Below are 21,280 nucleotides of genomic sequence, written 5' to 3' on the forward strand. Positions count from 1 at the left end.
CTCCCCAGAACCAAATTCCCACCGTGATTATAACAGAATATTACTAATATTACCGCCTAATTGTGCACCAAAAAGCAAATTAAGAAAGCGAATACAAATGCCGCTAATAAAGGGTGTCCAAAGCAACCATTACGAGCGTTTACGGTCAAACACACGGCCAATAAAAAAACACGACATCCTCTAAGAAAATGTCGTGCTTGTGCACAAGAATAACTACTTTTGTTCGCCCACGTGCACGCGAATTTTGGCTTCCACGCCCGGAGCTAACTCAACGGGAACGTTCGTGTACCCTAGCGCCCGAATTGGCTCCGGTAACTTAATTTTGCGTTTATCGATCTTCAGCTGGAACTGCTTCTGTAGCGCTTGAGCAATTTGCTTGCTGGGGATGGAACCAAAGAGCCGTGAGTCGGAACCCGCCTTGGCCGTTAACTCAACCACGGTCTTGTCGTCCTCCAACCGGGCCTTCAACGCCAATGCCTGCTCGTGCAGCTCTTCCTCGTGCCGTTCTTCGGCCTTACGCTGACCCTCAAGCTGGCTCATGGCCTGCTTGGTAGCTACTTTGGCCTTACCGTTCTTGATGAGGAAGTTCTGGGCGTAGCCATCGGGGACTTCCTTGACTTCACCGCGCTTCCCCTTACCGCGGACATCCTGCGTAAAAATTACTTTCATCTTGCTACGTCCTCTCTTTCCAAGTATTACAGGCCAATTTTACTACTTGTCTACCGTCACGCCAACGGTAGGCCTAACCTTCGGCGTCGTTTTCGGCCTCGTTGGCGGCAATGGCGTCCACCAATTGTTGCTTTGCGTCCGCCACCGTTGTATTGGCCATCTGCGTAGCCGCGTTGCTCAAGTGGCCCCCGCCACCCAGGCGCTCCATAATTACCTGGACGTTCACGTCACCCAGACTCCGGGCGGAAATACCCACTTTGCCGTCGGGACGCTTGGTAATCACAAAGCCAGCCGTGATTCCGGATAGACTGAGGAGTGTATCGGCGGCCTGCGCCGCAATGACGGGGTCGTACTGCCGGTTTTCCTCACCGGTACAGCAAGCCAGCCCGTCACCAATCATGTCCACGGTCTCAATCAGGTGGTTCCGCTGCAGGTAATTGTGCATGTTTTCCTTTAGCAACAACGATACTTTGGTACTATCCGCCCCGATGGAACGCAGGTAACTAGCCGCGTCAAAGGTGCGGGTCCCCGTACTCCGCGAGAAGTTCTTGGTGTCCACCGTGATGCCGGCCAGCATCGCCGTCGCCTCCAATTTGTTCAGCGGCGCCGCATTTTGGGGCTGGTACTCAAACATTTCGGTAATCAATTCACTCGTGGAACTAGCATACGGCTCAATGTAGACCAACATTGGGTTGTCCGGGAATTCCTCCCCACGCCGGTGGTGGTCGATGATGACCGCCCGGTTGCTCAGGCGCTCAAACAATTCTGGAGCCGTCGTGATAGACGGCTTGCTGTGGTCCACCATCACCAAGAGGCTGTGGTCGGTGGCACCCGACAAGGCCGCCTCTGGGGTAATGACCCAGTTGGCAATCTCGGTGTCACTGGTGACCTTTTCCATCAACCGCTCCACGTCGCTGTGTAGGTGGTCGGGGTTCAAGACGACGTAACAGTCCTTCCCGTTCATCTGGGCGATGCGGCGAATACCTAACGCGGACCCGATCGAGTCCATGTCTGGCTGGCTGTGACCCACCACGTAGACCTTGTCCGCCTGCTTAAATAGTTCTTGGAGTGCCTGCGAAATCATCCGTGCCCGCACCCGGGTACGCTTTTCCATCGGGTTGGTCTTCCCGCCGTAGAACTTAGCATCCCCGTCGTGGCTCTTCACAACTACCTGGTCACCACCACGGCCCAACGCAAGGTCGAGGTTACTTTGTGAGGTGGCAGCCAGCGTCGTGATATCCGTGTCACCGTACGCAATCCCCATGGAGAGCGTCAACGGCGCGTTCTGCTTACTGGTTTCCTCACGAATAATGTCGAGCACCTTAAACTTGTCGTGCGTAATCACTTCTTGCAGCGACTTGGCGTAAGCAATTAGCATAAAGTGGTCGCTATCAATACGCTTCACAAACATCCCGTACTGATTGGCCCAGTCGCTCAACGTCGTGGTGACAAAGCTGCGCAGGCCGGACACCACGGAGTCTTCCAGCCCCTGCGTCACTTCATCATAGTTATCGATAAAGATTTGGCCAATGACCAACCGTTCGGCGTTGGCCCGTTCCTCAATTTGAGCGTAATTGGTGATATCCATCAGGTAGATGACACCAATACTCTTCTGCACAACGGTTGAGAAGCGGTGGTCACCCCACGTAACCGTCTGCGCTTTGGTGTCATCCCCCGCGTTAGTGATGATCTTGGCGAGGTTCGGGTCCACGTCGTTGAGGCTTTGCCCCAAAATGTGATCCTGACCAAAGTACTGCCGCAGGAATGGGTTGAGCCATTCGATGTTGAGGTCATCATCAAACATCAGGATTCCCATTGGCATCCTGATGAGGGCTTCTTGTTCACCACGCTTAACGCGGTAAGAGAGGTCATTAATATATCTATTGGTATTCTTGGTAATCGTCGCCAGCATGTAGAACGAGGCGACTACTAGTCCAATCAAGAGGACTAGCATGATCAGCGCGACCCACAAGCGCACAAAGGCGGACGCAATTACGCCAGCCAGTGCCAACACCACCATGGCCGCCGCGCCGTAACGCAGCTGGGTGTTCTCGAGGAACGCCGGTAGCTTAATGCGATTTAAAAGATTTTTCATATTCAGCAGCTCGTGTGAGCATTTCCCCCCAATTTGGTGATACACCCGAGCTCATTTTAACATGAACTACATTGGTACACACCCACAACGTCGGAACCGGTTCCAACGGTCCCACGCAGCGCGAGCCACACCATGCTTAAATGACCTTGAGCGGCTCCTTGGCAGTCGGTGCGGGGAAGTAGCGGCTGATCAAGGCGTCGTCTGCCGCCGTGATGGTGACCTCCGCCGCTGCGACGTTAGCCGCCATGTGCTCCGGCGTTCCGGCTTTGGGGATGCTCAGCACGTTACCTGAACGTAGCGCCCACGCCAACAGCAACTGGTGCCCCGTAATGTGTTTGTCCGCCGCCAGGGTGCGCAATGCTTCGGGCAACTTGATTGACAGCCCCGCACCAGAACCGTACGGTGAGTAACCAATCAGCGCCACATGGTCCAACTGCTGCCGTGGTATCAGGTCGTACTCGATGCCCCGCGCGGACAGGTTGTAAAGCACCTCGTTGGCGACCACACCCTGGCCACCAGACACCGCCAACGCCTCCTGCAAGTCCATGACGTCAAAGTTGGAGACCCCATATTGCCGGATAAGCCCTTCCCGTTGCAAATCTTGGAGGGCACCAATACTTTCAGCTAAGGGCACCTTGCCCCGCCAGTGTAGCAGGTACAAGTCCAGGTAGTCCGTGCCCAAGCGGTCCAGGCTAGCCGTGAGGGCCTTGCGGATCCCCGCACGCGTCCCGTTCCACGGGTAAAACTTGGAAATCAGGTATACCTGGTCGCGCGGGTAGCCCTGAATGGCCGTCCCCACGACCCGCTCGGCCGCGCCATCACCGTACATTTCCGCCGTATCGATTACCTGCAACCCGTGATCCAGACCATAGCGCAGGCTCTGCACCTCCATCTGGGTGCGTGTCGGACTCATCTCACCCATGTGCCAGGTACCCATTCCTAAGAACGGCACCGTGGCGGTACCAATTTTCATCGTGCGCATTACTGACCCTCCATTCGTGGTGTGTACCGCTATTGTACACTGCATCAGCTTGGTGGTGGCGGTAAATTAGAGCGCTTTCATTTTTACCCGGGCAGTTTTGCCTGTGCGCCCAGGCGCGGTACACTGATACCGGGAGTTGTTATGCAGGGAGGAGGTCCCAAATATGCGGGCAAAGGTACTGGCCTGGGTCATGATCGTTTTGAACTTGGCCCTCTGCTGGCTGGTGTTTGGCACCAACATGATGGACATGCAAAACATGACCCACGCCATGCAGCTGATGACGGGCATCATGTTGCTGGACGCAGCGATGTCGTTATTTATGGCGTACCATCAACACCATTAGCAAAAAAAGCGGAGGCTAACCAAAGTCCCTTCCCGGGTGCTTTTGGTTAGCCTCCGCTATACGTTAGACCGTTAAAATGTTGTGCATCACGCTCGTGACCGCATCGTAATAAGCGGCACCAAACTTATCCAGGTGCACCATCAGCAAGTACAACTGGTAAAAGGGTAGTCGTTGCTCGTATCCGGGTGCCAACGGCCGTACCTGCTGGTATGCCGTATAAAATGCCGCCGTGAAGCCACCAAACACGGTCGAAATGCCAATGTCGAACTCACGGTCCCCATACAAGGCTGCTGGGTCGATCAACGCGGGTTGCCCGTCCGCGGTGAACATAAAGTTGCCGCTCCATAAATCCCCGTGTAGCAAGACCGGCGCTTCCTGGTGGTGTTGCAGAGCGTGCACCACCACGCTGCGCACCCGCTGGTACTGCTGGGCATCCGCTGCGGTCCACAACCCCTTCCGCGTGAGCTGGGCGGCCAACCGGTCAAGGCGCTCGCCCACAAACAGGTCGCTCCACGATGGCGTCCAGCGGTTGGCAAAACTGATACTCGTACCCGCCGTTGGTTGCTCGAACCCACACTGCCCGTTGGGACTGGCGTAGGCGTGCAGGTGCGCCACCAACCGACCGAGGTCGGCCTGACTGCCCGTGCCGCTAGTCAAGTAGCTCAGCACCAAAAAGCCATCCCCTTCAACGGTTCCCTGCGCAATCACGCGGGGGGCGGTCACCCCGGACCGGGCAAAGGCGCGCAGTCCCGCTACCTCGCCGTCATAAAAGCTTTGTGGCTGTCCTGGTTGAACCAGTAAAAAGTAATCTTCGCCGGCCTGGGTCCGCAAGTGCCACGCTTGGTTCACATCCCCACCACTTACGGGGGTGGCCGTTGCCACTGCGGGTAACGGTAATTGTGCTAACCATGCTGCGTTCATCCAACTACCTCCTGAAAACAAAGGGCGGCGATGCTTGTTCAGCCTCGCCGCCCTATTATTAATTGCCATAATGATAATCAGCCGACGTACTGCCCTACTTTGGGTAACTTGGCCAATACTGAGTGACCATGCGGTGACTTCTTGATGGCCTCGGTCAGATCCTGGCCCGCCAAGTTGCCATGGTGCTTGCCGGCAGCCCACTGCGGCACTCCCGTCACGTCGTACACCGTGCCGTCAATGGCCACGTACGCTGGCGCGCCATCCACACCGTTATACTTAGCTAATTCTGCTTGCGTAAACGTCTTCTCTGCCATACTCATTCCTCCCCGGAAAAATTTATTTAATGTATATACCGGATACTGGTTATTCTACACCGCTTTGGCGAGTATGAGTAACAGCTATTAGTCGATTCGCGGTAGGTCCGGGTGACTAACAAAGTAGCCACAACCGCCGTCGACCGGCCACTTTTGCCGTACGTAATCAGCGTCCACGCTGTTATCAATGCCACTGACCACGATCACGACATCGTGCTGCCGACACTGCGCCACCAACGTGTGCAAGTGTTGCGCCGTATCCGGATCTTCCTCCGCCGCACGCAATAACGATAGTGGCAGCCGAATACCATCGAGCAACGGTAGCAATGGCTCCGTCACCTGCGCCACACTGTCCGCGTTCAGCCCGAGGACGAAGCCCACGTCCAGGTGCTGGTAGTCCGCCCGTAACGCCGCCAAGGTCATTAACGGCACGGGAGCCGCCAACAACACCCGCAACCGCGTCGGACGCTGGTTACGTGCCAGTACGGCGGCCATGTGCGCCCGGGTGCGGGTGGACTGACAATCAGCTAGGGTGAGGTGCACCGTTAACGCGATTTTGCCGGCCTCCTGGGCCACCTGTTGCACAAAGTTGTACTGATGTGTGAAGGAGCGCGGCCCCGGTACGAGGTGCCACTGGTCCGTCGTCGCCTCGTACCGGGCAGTCAGCACCTCCGTCGTCATATCGGCGTGGTTGCCGGATAGCTGCCGAACCTGCGCTGTACAGTAAGCGTACAGCTGCTGCGGCTGCACGTGCGTCGTATCGTGCAGGGTGTCGCCTTCAACGGTAATCGTGTCCCGTCCGTGTTGCTTACTTTGGTAAAGGTTATCGTCCGCACGCTTTAACAACTCGTCCAGATGGTTGTCCGTCACACGCACCGCCGTGATGCCCGCAGAAATCGTCACGCGGATCGCGTACTTGCTGGCGTGATAGGTGCTGTTCTTTACCGCCGCCCAACAAGCCCGCACGATTGCGGTCGCGGTGCGCGCCGGAATTTCATTAAAGATAATGCTGAACTCCTCACCCCCGGTGCGGTACAAACTGTGCTCCCCCGGATGCCGATCCAACTCCTTCTGCAGGGTGGTGGCCACCCCAATCAAAACCTCGTTGCCCGCTAGATGCCCGTAATGGTCGTTGACCTGCTTGAAGTGGTCAACGTCAATTGACGCGATGGTCAGTGGCTGGCCATTGGCGTGCGCGTTGTTAAAGGTCCGCGAAATATCCGCACGAAAAACCGCGTACGTTTTGGCGTTCGTCAGGGCATCATAAGTTGCCCGCCGCGCATACATTGCACTTTCCCGTTCTTCCTGCCGCATGAGGTACAGGTACAGGGCAGTGGCCAGCACCGCACAGGCGTACAACACCAAGGCCTGGATGATCAGCAACGGACTCATGCGGAAGCCCGCACTCACGCTAGGAATCGTGCCCCAGTAAACCACCGCAATTAGCATCAGCCAAACAAAGTGTGGCACGATGTGGTAACGAATCCGGGGCCCCAGATACCATGAGGCAAGTGCCCACAGCAACGCAAACAAACGGGCCGCCGTCCCCACGACGCTCCATCCAAGTTCACCATGACTAAGTCCCCACACAGCCATCAACCCGGCCGCCCGCACGACGAGCTCGCTGGGCCAGATGTCCGCGTCCAGAATAATAAAACTCACGACAAAAAGGCCCATACCATGTTGTAAGAGCCCACCAACGTGTAGCAGCCGGCCGCTGGCCATCCGGTCAAACAAGATTGCGGTCGCAATGGCCGCGAGGGCTGGCAATAACCGTACCGCCCGGTTGATCCCCGTTTTTTCAGCGCGTGTGGTAGTCAGCCACCGCCAGAATCTAGAATAGTACACCACAAAACCCAGAGCAAAGAAGAGCATCGTTAGACCCTGGGCAAATAACATCGGTAGACCGATACTCGTTATCGCATTTCGCACTCACACGTCCCCCAAGCACTTATCACCTCCAGTACCGCTACTCCCCGTCCCCAAACAGGTCGTTAGTCGGTGGTACTGGTGCCGCGGGCGCATCATTAGTTGGTGCGTCCGCAAAGATATTTTCAGTAAATTCGTAGGCGTACATCGCCGCGAATAGCGTATCCAGCGTGTATGCCACTACAGCCTGGGTGGCAAAGGTGCCACCTTGCGGTTGGACGGCCGCACTCCGGTCGGTATTGATGGTCACGTCGGCCAGTGACATTATGGCTTTGGCTGGATGGTTAGCGAGCAACACGGTCGCCACCTGCCGGTCGTGGAGGTACCGCAGCACCCGGGTAAACTCACCAGCCTGGGCGGTGTCCATGAAGAACAGCGCCACGTCATGACGCCCGAGGTTGGTGGCCACACGGGAGGCGTCAGCATAGTCCAACGCCGGAATAGCAAAGCGGTTGAGCTTCACCAGCTCGCGCTGAAAGTTCCGGGCCTGCAACTGGGCATCCCCCTGCGCAAAGATAAAGATACGCTGCTTATTCAGGAGGACTTGTGCCGCCTGCTGGATCCCGTGTAGGTCCAGGCGGGCCCGGGCGTCCGCCACGCTGCGGGCCGTGTAGTGCGCGATGCTGTCGGCAATGTCGGCCAGTGGGTCGGTCGCGTGAAACGGCAGCCCCGCATCGGTCGTCCCAAAGTCGGGTGTTTGCTGCTCAGCTAGCTCAGCGGCTGCCGCTTTGAGTTCACCAAACCCGCCATAGCCGAGTTTCTGGGCGAACCGGACAATGGCAGAATGCGACGTATAGGTCTCCGCCGCCATTTGTTCAGTCGTCGTGGTGGGGATGGTGGCTAAGTTTTGCTGAATGTATTCCGCAATCCGTTGCTCTGCAGCGGTATTGCCGGTCAATTGGTTGAGGTTGTCTATTAGTGACATATCTACGCCCCCTATCATGCCCATCATACCGCATTACGTCGCGTGATGCCCGCAAAAATATGGCCGGAAAAGCGGTACGGCCGGCGCGTGAGGTTCACCACTCCGGCCGTGGGTCACATCCCACCTGCCGGAGCCCCGCCGGCCCCACATACCGTGAACCACACAGACTACTACACAAAAATAGCGCCACACCAGATTGGTGCGACGCTGTTAGTTTTGGTTAGTCTTCTGCTACGAATGGCAGTAGGCCCATAATCCGTGAACGCTTGATAGCGACGGTGAGCTTACGCTGGTTCTTTGCGGAAGTACCGGTTACCCGACGTGGCAAAATCTTACCGCGTTCGGAGATAAACCGACGCAGAAGGTCGGTATCCTTGTAATCGATGTATTCGATATGGTTTGCGGCAATGAAGTCGACCTTACGACGACGACGGCCACCACCACGACGCTGCTGTGCCATTAAAATCACTCCTTCTCATAGTCAGGGAGCACCACGCCTCGACACGGTGCCACCCAGTGCTGTTATTTAGAAGGGTAGGTCATCATCCGAGATATCGATCGATCCGCTACCGTTATTATCGTTAGCGAATGGGTCGGGACTGGAGAACGGGTCCTGGCTGGCAGCACTACTGCTTGGTTGTGCAGTATTATGACTACCATCGTTGCCAAAGCCTGCGGACGGGGCGCCCGTCTGACCACCCTGCTGCTGTGGAGCAGCTTGATTATTGAAAGAACGATTATTGTTGGCGTTACCGTTTTCCCGCGGCCGTGCTTCGGTCGTGGCGCGGCTTTCCAGCAAACTAAAGTCGTCCGCTACCACTTCGGTCACATATACCCGCTGGCCCTGCTGGTTCTCGTAGTTCCGGGTTTGAATCCGGCCCTCGATACCCACCAAGGAACCCTTGCGCGTAAAGTTTGCGAAGTTTTCAGCGGCCTTCCGCCACATAACGCAGTTGATAAAGTCGGTTTCCCGTTCACCCTGCTGATTGGTAAAGTTCCGATCAACGGCCACCGAGAAGCTCGCTACCGCCGCACCACTCTGGGTGTAACGTAAGTCTACTTCTCGGGTCAGGCGACCAACTAATACGACAGAATTAATCATTCCTTCGTCCCCCTATGACTGGGTCGATTCCCAGATTAGTCTTCGCGCTTAACGATCATCTGACGCAAGATGTCGCCGTTGATCTTAGCAAGACGATCAAATTCGTTGACAGCCTTGTCATCTTCAGCGGTTGCGTTGATGATGTGGTACGTACCTTCAGTGTACTTGCCAATCTTGTAAGCGAACTTGCGTTTCTGCCAGTCCTTAGAATCAACGATGGTAGCACCGTTATCCTTTACAACATTGTCAAAACGTTCCACCAGTGCGGTCTTTGCAGCTTCGTCGATATCTGGACGAATGATGTAGGTAATCTCGTACTTAGTTTCAGCCATTTGACTATTCACCTCCTTATGGTCTTGGGCCCACGGTCCTTGCCGCGAGCAAGGAGTAATTGCAGCCGGATGGCTACTTACTCACAATCTAGCATTTTACCATAGTTGGTACATCGTCGCAAATACATTTCGTCGGTACGGGCACACCAGATGTCGCGTACGCTAGTTACGGTGATGTAAAGTCATTTCGCAACCAGACCCCCGCCGACTACGACCAACGAAGCTTTTTTACTCTTGTGCATCGATGGCCCGAACCAGTAGCGTACACAACTCGTGACTTTGGATACTCGATTCTGGACTCACGGGGTTGTCGCCGCCGTTGCTGACCGCATCGAGAAATGTCTGGACCAGGGATTCAAAGCCCCGCGTCCGCAACGTTGTTTCCCAACCGGGTCGTTCCATCTGGGTCGCGCCGTTGCCATCGCGAAGCTCGCTGTGCGCCAGGTCGGTGACGCGTGCCCGCATCCCCGGCGTGGTTACCGTGACCTCCTCGCTATTAACGGCATCCATGTTCGTCGACACGAAGCCCTGACTGTGGGCCGTTTGCAGTTCGAGGTACCCCTGCAAGAGGTTGCCCTCATCATCCGTCAGGACCCGTGCCCGCGCGTCCATGATCGGTTCATCGAGCAACCACGCGGCCGTGTCAACGTTGTGGATCATCAAGTCAAAGATGGCAAAGCGCGCGTCCTGCGCAATAAAGTTGCAGTCCTTGGTCGCCTGGACCAACTGCTTGTTTGGCATGTCCTTGAGGCGGCGCTGGGCCGGCGCAAAGCGGCGGTTGAAGCCGCACGTCAGGAGTAATCCCTTCGCCGCAGCCAACGCATACAAGCGCCGGACCTCATTAATGTCTTCCGCTACGGGCTTGTCGACGTACACGTTGATCCCCGCATTAAGAAGCTGCTCAATAATCTCCACGTGCGTGCTGGTCGGTGTGTGCACGAAAATGGCCACGGGCTGAACGGCAAGCAACTCATCCAGTGTCTGGTGAAGGTGGGTAAAGCCGTAGCGGCCCGCCAGGTACTCACCTTTGTGCTGATTCCGCGTGGCCAAGTGCCACTCGTATTGATCCTGCAGTCCTGCCATGATGGGTAGGTACGCCTTTTGGGCAATGTTGCCGAGCCCGATAACGCCGATTTTTTGCATAGTTGCAGCCTCCATAAACGATGTTTGTTGGTTTTAGTTTACCACCCTGACCAGGGTGGGGATACGTCAGCACGGAGGATTCCGCATGGACTTAACGAGTGGTTACCCACAGCGTTTAATTGTGTCCGGCTAACGCCCATAACCCGCACGGCCACCCGCGTGCAGAGTATAAAAATAACGGTCGGGCAATTTACCCACACCGTTATCCACAAGATATAGTACTTTTTACATACTAATTTCTACATATAGTGTTACAGCCACAATACTGGCAACAGTCGCGTACTGCATTACCGTCGTGCACCGTTACTCGCCGCGCACGTTATCATCGCCGTTGCCATTAATCGCGTCGTCGTCCGAGTCCGCCTCAGCACGGCGTACCAGTTCGTCCACGTCCTGCGTGTCCTCACCCTGGGAGTCGGCTGCCGGCGACTCGCTACCACCAGTGTCTGGTGTGGTGCCGTCAGTGCCAACAGCCTGATCGTCATCATCATCGCCATCCGGCTCAACTTTGGCCATCGACGCCACCTTGGTGTCGTCATCGACCCGAATCAACCGGACACCCAACGTGGCCCGACCAGTTTGCGAAACACTTCCCGACCGGAAGCGAATCATTACCCCGGCATCGGTGACCACCAGAATATCTTCCGTACCATCAACGGTCGTCACGCCGGCCAGCGGCCCGTTCTTCGTCGTGACGTTTGCGGTCTTGATACCCTTCCCGCCACGGCCCTTAACTGGGTACTCGCTGACTGGCGTCCGTTTGCCATAACCCTTCTCGGAAATGATGAACACGTCGCTACCTGGCCGCATAATGTCACTACCAACCACGTAGTCGCCTTCGCGGAGGCGAATCCCCCGCACACCAGCAGCTGAACGACCCATGCCACGCACCGCACTCTCGTTGAACGTGACGGAGTAGCCGTTGTGCGTCCCAATCAGAATGTTGTCGTTACCTTCCGTCAGCATGACGTTGGTCAGCTGATCATCATCTTTGAGGTTAATGGCAATCAGCCCGTTACGCCGGATGTTACCAAATTCCGCAACCGCCGTGCGCTTAACCACGCCCTGCTTGGTGACAAAGAAGAGGTAGTGTTCCCCTTCACGGTCCCGCGGCACCGTAATGACCGCTTGAATCTTCTCGTCGGCGTTAATGCCCAACAAGTTGATGATCGGCAAGCCCTTGGCGGTCCGGCCGTACTCAGGAATTTCGTAACCCTTCATCCGGTAAACCTTTCCGGCATCGGTGAAGAACAACAGCACGTCATGCGTCGAGGTCGAAATCAAGTGCTCCATGAAGTCATCGTCGTGCACACCCATCCCCTGGATGCCACGTCCGCCACGGTTCTGCGTCTTGAACTCCGCCGCCGGCACGCGCTTGACGTAACCATTGTGCGTCAACGCAATCACGACGTTCTCCTCTTCAATGAGGTCCTCATCCTCGATGCTGGCAATATCGCCCACCTGAATTTCAGTCCGCCGCTTGTCACCGAACTTCTTCTGAATGTCCAGCAGCTCCTGATAGATAATTTGGTGAATCCGTTCCGGCTTGGCCAAAATATCCTTGTAATCAGCGATGTTCGCCAGGACGTCGGCCAATTCCTTCTCGACTTTGTCCCGCTCCAAACCAGTCAACCGGACCAGCCGCATATCGAGGATGGCCTGGCTCTGCTTGTCGGACAAATCAAAGCGGTTGATCAATTCCTGCTTAGCGATGTCACCCGTCCGCGAACTACGGATGATCTTGATGATCTCATCGATGTGGTCCAGCGCGATCTTCAACCCTTGCAGGATGTGTTCCCGCGCCTGCGCCTTCTTCAGGTCAAAGGCGGTCCGCCGACGAATAACCTGTTCCTGGTGCTGCAGGTAGTACTGCAGAATTTCCTTCAGGGACAGGGTCTTCGGGGCGTTATTAACGATGGCGACCATGTTGAAGGAAAAGCCGACCTGCAACGGCGTCATCTTGTACAGGTTGTTCAAAATGACGCTAGCACTCATGTCGCGCCGCACATCGATGACGATGCGCATCCCCTCACGGTCGGACTCATCGTTCACGTCCGTGATCCCGTCGATTTTCTTGTCACGTGCCAAGTCGGCGATGCGTTCCACCAGCTTAGCCTTGTTGACCATGTACGGTATTTCCGTCGCCACAATGCGTTCGCGGCCCGTCTTGGTGGTCTCGATTTCGACTTTGGCCCGGACCGTAATCGTCCCCTGACCAGTCTCGTAAGCCTTACGGATCCCCGACTTGCCCATGACGATCCCGCCAGTAGGGAAGTCCGGTCCTGGTAACACGCTCATCAAATCGGCCGTAGTGGCGTCCGGGTTATCCATCAGCACGTGCAACGCCGAAATTACTTCAGATAGGTTGTGCGGCGGAATGTTGGTCGTCATCCCGACAGCAATCCCGGTCGCCCCGTTGACCAGCAGGTTCGGGAACCGGGCTGGTAAAACAACGGGTTCCTTTTCAGTGCCATCATAGTTATCTTGCCAGTCGATGGTGTCCTTATTGATGTCCCGGAGCATTTCCATGGTAATTCTGCTCATCCGGGCTTCGGTGTAACGCATAGCTGCCGCCCCGTCACCATCGACGGAACCAAAGTTACCGTGACCATCCACCAACATGTACCGGTAGGAAAAGTCCTGCGCCATGCGGACCATCCCTTCGTAGATGGAAGAATCACCATGTGGGTGATACTTACCCATAACGTCACCGACGATACGCGCACTCTTCTTGTACGGCTTGTCGGGCGTCACGCCTAACTCGTTCATCCCATAAAGAATCCGCCGCTGCACGGGCTTTAATCCGTCGCGCACGTCAGGCAAGGCCCGCGCCACAATGACGGACATCGCGTATTCCAGGAATGATTTACGCATTGTTGGTACCAGTTTTACGGTCTCAATGCGGTGATCGCCTGAATTGTCCATTAGTTAATCTCCTCATTACTTCAAAACTTTAAAATGCATAACTGAGGGTCTCGAGATACACCCCACGGCAAGCCGCAACGGGTTGCCGCTCTCTACGCATCGATATTCTTCGCATCCACGTACACGGCGTTATCTTCAATAAACTTCCGCCGTGGCTCAACCTTGTCACCCATCAATACTTCAAAGACCTGCTCGGCATCCTGCGCGTCCGCTGCGGAAACCCGCAGTAACCGGCGCCGCTCTGGGTCCATGGTCGTCTCCCATAACTGGGATGCGTCCATTTCCCCTAGACCTTTGTACCGCTGAATTTCTGGCTTCGGTGATGGTGGTAACTGCCCCAAGACCTCTTCCAGTTCTTCATCCGTATCGATGTACCGCATCATTTTGCCTTGCCGTACCCGGTACAACGGTGGCTGCGCGATGTACACGTAGCCTGCGTCCAGAATTGGCCGCAAGTACCGGTAAATCAACGTCAACAGCAGCGTCCGAATGTGCGCCCCGTCGACATCGGCATCCGTCATGATGATCAGCTTGTGGTACCGCGCCTTGGAGACATCGAATTCCTCCCCAAAGCCGGTCCCCATGGCCGTGAACAAAGTCCGAATTTCTTCGTTGGCCAGGATGCGTTCCATGCTGGCCTTCTCGACGTTCAGAATCTTCCCACGAATTGGGAGGATGGCCTGCGTCAACCGGCTACGCCCACTCTTCGCGGACCCACCGGCTGAGTCCCCTTCAACGATGAACAACTCGGAAATCTCAGGATCCTTACTGGAGTTATCAGCCAGCTTGCCGGGCAGACTGGAAATCTCCAGGCCACTCTTACGCCGCGTAACTTCGCGGGCCCGCTTGGCCGCCAGACGCGCCTTGCTGGCCAGCATCGCCTTGTCCACGATCATCCGGGCTTCACTCGGGTGCTCCATCAGGTACTTGCTGAAGTGGTCGTAGAACATCCGGTCCGTAACGGTCCGGGCGTCCGAATTTCCCAGCTTCGTCTTGGTTTGCCCTTCAAACTGTGGGTCGGGGTGCTTGATGGACACGACGGCGGTTAAGCCTTCGCGCACATCATCCCCACCCAACGCGTCATCGCTGTCCTTCAGCACGCCACTCTTGCGGGCATAGTTATTAACGACCCGCGTCAACGCGGCTTTAAACCCTGATTCGTGGGTTCCACCTTCAATGGTGTGAATATTGTTGGCAAAAGTGAGCAGCGTCGTCTTGAAGTCATCCGTGTACTGCAAGGACACTTCCACCGTAATGCCGTCCTGTGAACCTTCCACGTAGATTGGTTCCGGGAGCAACGTCTCGTGCCCCTCATCGAGGTATTCAACGTAGTGCCGAATCCCACCTTCGTACAGGAACTCCTTCTTTTCGGCCGTATCGGCACGCTTGTCGGTAAACGTCAGGCGCAAGCCTTTGTTCAGGAAGGCCAGCTCACGAATCCGCCGTACCAACACCTTGTCGTCGAAGACCGTGGTTTCGGTAAAGATATCTGGATCCGGTGCAAAGTGGACCTTAGTCCCGTGCGCGTCCGCGGGCGCATCACCAATGACATACATTGGCTTGTCTACCCGGCCACGCTTAAAGGTAATGCCGTAACGCTTACCACCACGGGTGACCTCGACTTCGACGTGCGTCGACAACGCGTTCACAACGGACGCGCCGACCCCGTGCAGCCCACCGGAAACTTTATAACCGCCACCGCCGAACTTACCACCGGCATGCAGGACCGTGTAAACCGTCTCCAGGGCGGGCTTGCCGGTCTTTTTCTGGATGTCAACGGGAATCCCACGACCATCATCCACAACCGTCACGGAGTTGTCCGCTTCAACGGTCACGTCGATGGTGGTAGCAAAACCAGCCAGAGCCTCATCGATCCCGTTATCAATAATTTCCCATACCAGGTGGTGTAGCCCCTGACTGCTCGTTGAGCCGATGTACATGCCGGGGCGCTTACGGACCGCTTCCAGCCCGTCCAGCACCTGAATTTGGCTGGCATCGTATTCCGCCGCGCGTTGGGCCTTGGTCTCGCGCTCAATATCCTTGTCGCTCACTATGATTCCTCCCTAATATGTTGCCATCTGTGATTCAAAGTAGCGTAACCTTAGTTCGTTTGTGCCTGTAAGGTTCCCGCCTGCACTCGCAGTACGTTGGGTGCTTGAATTATTTCCTGGGCAATACCATCCATACTGGTGGTGGTCAAAAAGGTCTGCACCTTATCCTGGATGGCTTTGAGTAGGTGCGTCTGCCGCGCATCATCCAGTTCGGATAACACGTCGTCTAGCAATAACACCGGATACTCCCCAGTTTCCTGTTTCATCAAATCAATTTCAGCTAACTTCACGGCCAACGCTGCGGTCCGCTGCTGCCCCTGGCTGCCATACACAGCCACGTTCCGGTCGTTAACGATGAACTCGATATCGTCCCGGTGGGGGCCTACCAACGTCGTGCCCTGATCCAGTTCGCGCGGTCGTGCTTGCGTGTACTGCTGCATCAGGTCCGCCGCAGTGTCCGCCGCGTTTTGTAGTGCGTCCGTGTCGATCTGCGTCTGGTAGCGTAACGCTAGGTTTTCCTCACCCCGCGTGATATCGTGGTGGATTACCCCCGCGAACTGCCCCATGTTTGTCAGTAACGTTGCCCGCGCGACGGCCACGCCCGACCCAAATTGAGCCAGTTGCTCCGTCAACACGTCTAGGTACACGGTATCGTGGGCTTGACCATACTTCAGTTGCTTCAGGTAGGCGTTACGCTGCTTGAGCGTGGCTTTATATTGGGCCAGGTTATAGAGGTACTTGGCGCTCATCTGACCAAACTCCATGTCAATGAAGCGCCGCCGCAATGCCGGGCTACCTTTGACCAGGTTGAGGTCCTCCGGAGCAAACAAAATCACGTTCAACTTGCCGAGGTACTGTGACAGCCGCGGAGCGTCACGTCCGTTGACGCGGGCGCGCTTCCCCTGCTTACTGACCACCAGCCCCAGCTTGACGGGACCGGTACTACGCACCACGGTGCCATCCACCCGCGCAAAGTCGCTGCCAAAGCGAATCAGGTCGCGATCGTTATTCGTGCGGTGACTGCGGGCCAACGCGAGGGCGTATACGCTTTCCAATAGATTAGTTTTTCCCTGAGCATTAGCCCCAATCAGCACGTTGATTTGCGGCGAAAAGTCCGTGTCGACTGATTGGTAATTGCGATAATCGCGCAGGGTCAGGTGTTGCAAGTACATGTTTAGGCTTGTGCAATCGTGAAAATGGCGCCATCAGGTAGGGTGACGGTATCGCCAGAAACCAGCTTACGGCCCCGACGACTCTCATCCTCGCCGTTGACCTGAACGGTGTTCTCGGCTAAATACCACTTGGCCGCACCACCAGTACTAATCACCCCGGCTTCCTTCAGCATCTGCCCTAAAGTGAGGTACGGGGTGGTAATTGTAATTGTCTGCATTCATTTTCACTCCCTTAACCGCGGACTGCATGAGCCCTTAATTGCCGCAATCGTGTTTTTTCTTACTTATATATTATATCGTTTTTCATGGCCGCACACAACCTAAACGCGCCATATAACGGCCGCTATCGCACATTAAGTTTATGTAGTATCGGGTATCGAGTCCCCCTCAAAACGGCTGAGAATGAGTTTTACGGCGATTCAGGTTTATTTGGGCCAAAATTTGGCCACGGCCGTTACCGCCGGGTTGCCTAATCCGGTACCGTTATTTTCACGGATTATTTTCATTTTCCACCCGTCCGTATGCACAAAACGCACAGCGGCGGCGGTTCCTGACCGAATGTTGGTCAAAAGAACCGCCGCCGCTGTGCGTATGGCGCCAATGTGCTGCTGTTCAGTTGCTAATTAGAACGTCCGGACCGGTGTAATTAGCTGGACGTAGTGCTCGTGATCCTCGCTCGGGACCAGGGTGAACGGCCGCAACGGTGCGGTAAACGCCACCTCAATGGTACTTTGCCCCACTCCCTGCAGGGCTACCTTCATGTAATCGGGGTTAAAGGAGATCTCGATGTCCTCACCTTGCAGGTTTGTGAACGTTAGCTGTTCCTCCACGTTCCCGACTTCCGGCGAGTTACCGAACAACGTCGCGGTCTGCTCGTCAACTTTGAGTGACAAGCGGACAACGTTGTTGCGACTCTCGTGTGATAACAGGCTGGCCCGATTGATGGCGGCGAGTAGTGCCGGAGCCTCAAACTCAATCGTGGTGTTCGCCGTCTTGGGAATCAACCGTGACGTGTCCGGGTAGTTACCATCCAGCAATCGGGAAAAGAAGGCCGTGTGGTCAAAGCTAAAGAGTACCTGGTTCTCGGCGATGCGCAACTCAACCGTCTTGACGTCGTCCCCCAGCATCCGCCCCAACTCGTTGAGGCTACGCCCAGGAATGACAAAGTCGGCGTCGCTCACGCTATCATCAAGCTCAATTTTACGCTGAGCGAGTCGGTGTGAATCGGTGGCGACTGCCAAGAGCTGGTTGTCCTTGATGGTGACGTGGACCCCAGTAAGAATCGGGCGACTTTCCTCGGTTGAAACTGCAATGACTGTTTGGGCAATCACTTGGTGCAGGATGTCCGCTGGCAGGTTCAGCGATTGGGCCGCCGTAATGGTTGGTAATTGCGGGTACGTCGAGGCTTCCAAACCGTTAATGGTAAATTCGCTGGCCCCACTAGTAATCGTGGTCTGGAGTGAGTCACCGCTTTGGCTGAGGGTCATCGTACTTTCGGGCAGACGCTTGATGATCTCACCGAAGAATTTGGCTGGCAGGATGATTGCTCCCGGTTCGGTTACCACCAGTTCGTTATCTTCGTCATCGGCACTGATGGTCGATTCAATAGAAATATCAGCGTCGGACCCAGTTAGAATCAGGGCGTTACTTTCAACGACCAGCTTGAGTCCCGTTAGTACGGGAATGGTGGTCTTGGTGCTAATGGCCCGGCTAACGTCATTAAACGTCCGGATGAAACTGTTACGGTTGATGGTAAACTTCATGGTCAATCCTCCCTAGTGCTCGGTTGCGTGTAGGTTATATATATAATATTTAAAAGAAAAAAAGTAGTAAAAGCAGTAGGTGCTGTGAATCCTGTGCAAATGAACGGTGCTACCGATAAGACCGGCAAAGTGCCTGTGTATCCACCTGTGGAAAACTCTTGGGGTAACCCGGAAGGTTGTCCACAAGCATGTGGCTAACCGCGATTCTTAAGTTGGTTCCGAATATCGGCAACCTCGTTCTTCAGGTCCTTGTCCGTCTTCAGCAACCCCTCAATTTTTTCGTACGCGTGGATCACGGTGGTGTGGTCCTTACCGCCAAACTCCTTACCAATCTTTGGTAACGAGCTATCCGTCATTTCACGGGCGAGGTACATGGCGATTTGGCGCGGCATCACGATCTGCTTGACCCGCTTGCGGCCCAACAAGTCGGCGACTTCCACCTGGTAATACCGGGAGACAGTTTCTTGAATTTGGCGGATCGACAAACTGTTGTCTTTCTTGGCCACGTTGAGGCTCTTCATGGCGTCGGCGGCCAGGCTACTAGTGATGGCGGCATGTTTTAAAGCGGCATAGGCCTTCACGCGAAGCAGCGCGCCTTCGAGTTCACGCACGTTGCTATCAACCTGACCCGCGATGTAAGTGAGCGCATCGTCGGGTGCCGAAATGTTTTCGTTGGTAGCTTTGCTCCGCAGGATGGCGATACGCGTCTCCAAATCTGGTGGGTTGATATCAACGGATAGCCCCCACTTGAACCGGGACACCAGGCGGTCTTCCAGGCTAGGAATCTCGTTAGGCAGGCGGTCACTAGTGAGGACGATTTGCTTGTTACGGTCAAAAAGGGCGTTGAACGTGTGGAAGAACTCTTCCTGCGTTCCGACCTTTTCGCCGAAGAACTGAATATCATCTACTAATAGGAGGTCGACGTTACGGTACTCCCGCCGGAACCGGTCGCCATCATTATTACGAATGGAATTGATGTAGTCATTAGTGAAATCTTCACTGGTAACGTACTTGATCCGAATGTCAGGATTGGTGGCCAACATCTGGTGCCCCACGGCTTGCATCAGGTGGGTCTTACCCAGGCCCACGCCGCCGTATAGAAACAGCGGGTTGTACAGGGTCCCGGGATCCTCGGACACGGCCAGCGCTGCGGCATGCGCCATTTGGTTGCCCTTCCCAATGATGAAGTTTTCAAAGGTGTACCGGCTGTTCAGACGGTCATCCCCCCGTGGGATGTCTGCCCGCGCATCACTATTGGTCGCGTTCTTTTGCGGCGTGCTGGTGTTGTCGGTAGCGAGCGTGATGTGGGGGGTGATTTCGATTCCGTTGTAGGCGTACGCAAATTCAATCACTTTAGTAGCTAAATTCTTGTCCCAGTAAGCTTTGTGTAACTGATCCGGTACTTGTATTTCGAGGACGTTGTTTTCCAGGCTAACGGGTGTAGCCTGGCCGATCCAGGTTGTGTAGCTCATGGTGGTCATATCATTATGGAATTTTTCGTCAATGTAAGACCATAGTTCATCCAGTGCGGCCACGGCAGCTCCCCCTCTGATTGATTTACATGCCAATTACGGCATATTATTCGTGATTGCCCGTATGACGGGCCTTTTACGCCGTTAAAAAACGGCTGGTGGGGTCAATTTCTTCCGCCACCGGCGTTAACGGTGCTGACTGGATATATTTTAGCAGTTTTGTAAGGAGTTTTCCACAGGCCACGCGGACACAAGCGTAAAAAAAGTTCGTCCACACAATCCACCGGGTGGACAAAGCACATGTTCTCAGCCTTGTGGATAAGCGCAGGGCCAAGCTGGGGAAAACTGGATAACTCGGTTGCAAAAAACGAATATTCACTCACTGCTTGTGGATAAGTAATGCTGCTATAGCGGCATTTATCGCAAAAATCCACAAACGTTTTCGGAAATGTGGATAGTTTTTAAACACCGTGTGTATTCCCGATAAACTTGTTGATAAGTTTGGTATAAGTGACCAGGTGTAACCGGATTGCGAAAATTATCCACAGCTTTTGACAACGGGGACTGGTGGACAAGCTAGTTCCGTCAGCCTGTTGATAAGTTGCCCAGTGAGTAGCCCGCTGGGGCGTACTCGGGGCCAGTTGACGGTTTCATGTTGGCCGCGGTTAGCGTGGGGTGGTTTATCAAACCCGTAGTGGTCTAGCGCACGCGCTACCGCGCCACTAAGTCACTGCCCGCCCCCGCAGTTAGCTGGCAGAACGATGTTCAACGGGTATAACGGGTATATAGTGGGTGCGGTGTATCATCGGCAAGGGGTGTTCAAGTTGAAATACTTGACGGTTTCCGCGCGGACACGTATAATACTATTTTGTTTGAGTTTGTAATCTGTACTGAACATAAAAAGTTCATGCGAGGAGGTGCCCTGATGACTACTAAACGTACATTTCAACCCAAGAAGCGTCACCGTGCACGCGTTCACGGTTTTATGAAGCGTATGAGTACTAAAAACGGCCGCCATGTTTTGGCGCGTCGCCGTGCTAAGGGTCGCAAGAAGCTGACGGCCTAAAGCTAGCGTTGGGGCATTTGCTCCGAGAATAGTACCGTTAATAGGGACCGGGGACGTAAGAGTCCTGGGCCCTATT

The 21,280-nt window shown here is 55.1% G+C and carries 19 protein-coding genes; 2 read left to right on the top strand and 17 right to left on the bottom strand.

Features of this window, described 5'->3' with window-relative positions:
- Positions 1–213 precede the first annotated feature (213 nt).
- From rplI to FD19_RS05755, 3 genes are all read right to left on the bottom strand, one after another.
- On the bottom strand, positions 214–669 hold the full coding sequence (gene rplI / locus FD19_RS05745) for a 50S ribosomal protein L9 (RefSeq protein ID WP_054750341.1): 456 nt from the start codon (positions 667–669) through the stop codon (positions 214–216).
- Positions 670–742: 73 nt separating this feature from the next.
- Positions 743–2,764 carry a DHH family phosphoesterase gene (locus FD19_RS05750; RefSeq protein WP_054750343.1) on the bottom strand — a complete coding sequence of 674 codons (2,022 nt, stop codon included), beginning with the start codon at positions 2,762–2,764 and terminating at the stop codon, positions 743–745.
- 136 nt (positions 2,765–2,900) lie between these two features.
- Complete coding sequence (locus FD19_RS05755; protein ID WP_056969338.1) at positions 2,901–3,746, bottom strand: aldo/keto reductase; 846 nt, start codon at positions 3,744–3,746, stop codon at positions 2,901–2,903.
- A 163-nt stretch (positions 3,747–3,909) separates the two neighbouring features.
- Between FD19_RS05755 and FD19_RS05760 the strand changes: the two genes are divergently transcribed.
- Complete coding sequence (locus FD19_RS05760) at positions 3,910–4,089, top strand: hypothetical protein (protein WP_054750345.1); 180 nt, start codon at positions 3,910–3,912, stop codon at positions 4,087–4,089.
- A 63-nt stretch (positions 4,090–4,152) separates the two neighbouring features.
- On the opposite strand, the gene FD19_RS05765 is transcribed toward FD19_RS05760, so the two are convergent.
- The 14 genes from FD19_RS05765 to dnaA all read right to left on the bottom strand — a co-directional run bounded on the left by FD19_RS05765 (position 4,153) and on the right by dnaA (position 20,201).
- A complete protein-coding gene (locus FD19_RS05765) occupies positions 4,153–5,010 on the bottom strand; it encodes a fructosamine kinase family protein (protein ID WP_056969339.1) in 858 nt (285 codons plus the stop codon).
- A 77-nt stretch (positions 5,011–5,087) separates the two neighbouring features.
- Positions 5,088–5,324 (bottom strand): cytochrome b5 domain-containing protein, encoded by a 237-nt coding sequence (locus tag FD19_RS05770; RefSeq protein ID WP_056969340.1) that lies wholly within the window; start codon positions 5,322–5,324, stop codon positions 5,088–5,090.
- A gap of 87 nt (positions 5,325–5,411) precedes the next feature.
- Entirely contained in the window at positions 5,412–7,256 is a 1,845-nt protein-coding gene (locus FD19_RS05775) for a bifunctional diguanylate cyclase/phosphodiesterase (RefSeq protein ID WP_156639647.1), read from the bottom strand.
- Positions 7,257–7,293: 37 nt separating this feature from the next.
- Positions 7,294–8,178 carry a MurR/RpiR family transcriptional regulator gene (locus FD19_RS05780; protein WP_054750352.1) on the bottom strand — a complete coding sequence of 295 codons (885 nt, stop codon included), beginning with the start codon at positions 8,176–8,178 and terminating at the stop codon, positions 7,294–7,296.
- A gap of 220 nt (positions 8,179–8,398) precedes the next feature.
- A complete protein-coding gene (rpsR, locus tag FD19_RS05785; protein WP_054750354.1) occupies positions 8,399–8,638 on the bottom strand; it encodes a 30S ribosomal protein S18 in 240 nt (79 codons plus the stop codon).
- A gap of 66 nt (positions 8,639–8,704) precedes the next feature.
- Complete coding sequence (ssb, locus tag FD19_RS05790) at positions 8,705–9,280, bottom strand: single-stranded DNA-binding protein (protein WP_054750356.1); 576 nt, start codon at positions 9,278–9,280, stop codon at positions 8,705–8,707.
- 35 nt (positions 9,281–9,315) lie between these two features.
- Entirely contained in the window at positions 9,316–9,612 is a 297-nt protein-coding gene (gene rpsF / locus FD19_RS05795) for a 30S ribosomal protein S6 (RefSeq protein ID WP_054750358.1), read from the bottom strand.
- 228 nt (positions 9,613–9,840) lie between these two features.
- A complete protein-coding gene (locus tag FD19_RS05800) occupies positions 9,841–10,755 on the bottom strand; it encodes a Gfo/Idh/MocA family protein (protein WP_056969342.1) in 915 nt (304 codons plus the stop codon).
- A 303-nt stretch (positions 10,756–11,058) separates the two neighbouring features.
- A complete protein-coding gene (gene gyrA / locus FD19_RS05805) occupies positions 11,059–13,680 on the bottom strand; it encodes a DNA gyrase subunit A (protein ID WP_056969343.1) in 2,622 nt (873 codons plus the stop codon).
- Positions 13,681–13,772: 92 nt separating this feature from the next.
- Positions 13,773–15,731 carry a DNA topoisomerase (ATP-hydrolyzing) subunit B gene (gyrB, locus tag FD19_RS05810; RefSeq protein ID WP_056969344.1) on the bottom strand — a complete coding sequence of 653 codons (1,959 nt, stop codon included), beginning with the start codon at positions 15,729–15,731 and terminating at the stop codon, positions 13,773–13,775.
- A gap of 50 nt (positions 15,732–15,781) precedes the next feature.
- A complete protein-coding gene (gene recF, locus FD19_RS05815) occupies positions 15,782–16,903 on the bottom strand; it encodes a DNA replication/repair protein RecF (RefSeq protein ID WP_054750361.1) in 1,122 nt (373 codons plus the stop codon).
- Between the two features lie 2 nt (positions 16,904–16,905).
- On the bottom strand, positions 16,906–17,121 hold the full coding sequence (gene yaaA, locus FD19_RS05820; protein WP_054750362.1) for a S4 domain-containing protein YaaA: 216 nt from the start codon (positions 17,119–17,121) through the stop codon (positions 16,906–16,908).
- Positions 17,122–17,526: 405 nt separating this feature from the next.
- The gene (dnaN, locus tag FD19_RS05825; protein WP_054750364.1) at positions 17,527–18,666 is read right to left on the bottom strand and encodes a DNA polymerase III subunit beta; all 1,140 of its coding nucleotides are present in this window, start codon (positions 18,664–18,666) and stop codon (positions 17,527–17,529) included.
- Positions 18,667–18,860: 194 nt separating this feature from the next.
- Positions 18,861–20,201: a chromosomal replication initiator protein DnaA gene (gene dnaA, locus FD19_RS05830; protein WP_082619515.1), complete on the bottom strand. Its 1,341-nt coding sequence runs from the start codon at positions 20,199–20,201 to the stop codon at positions 18,861–18,863.
- Between the two features lie 862 nt (positions 20,202–21,063).
- On the opposite strand from dnaA, the gene rpmH reads away from it, so the two are divergent.
- Positions 21,064–21,204 carry a 50S ribosomal protein L34 gene (gene rpmH / locus FD19_RS05835; protein ID WP_054648404.1) on the top strand — a complete coding sequence of 47 codons (141 nt, stop codon included), beginning with the start codon at positions 21,064–21,066 and terminating at the stop codon, positions 21,202–21,204.
- Positions 21,205–21,280 lie beyond the last annotated feature (76 nt).

It is taken from the genome of Lacticaseibacillus thailandensis DSM 22698 = JCM 13996, from assembly GCF_001436135.1.
GTDB classification, from domain to species: domain Bacteria; phylum Bacillota; class Bacilli; order Lactobacillales; family Lactobacillaceae; genus Lacticaseibacillus; species Lacticaseibacillus thailandensis.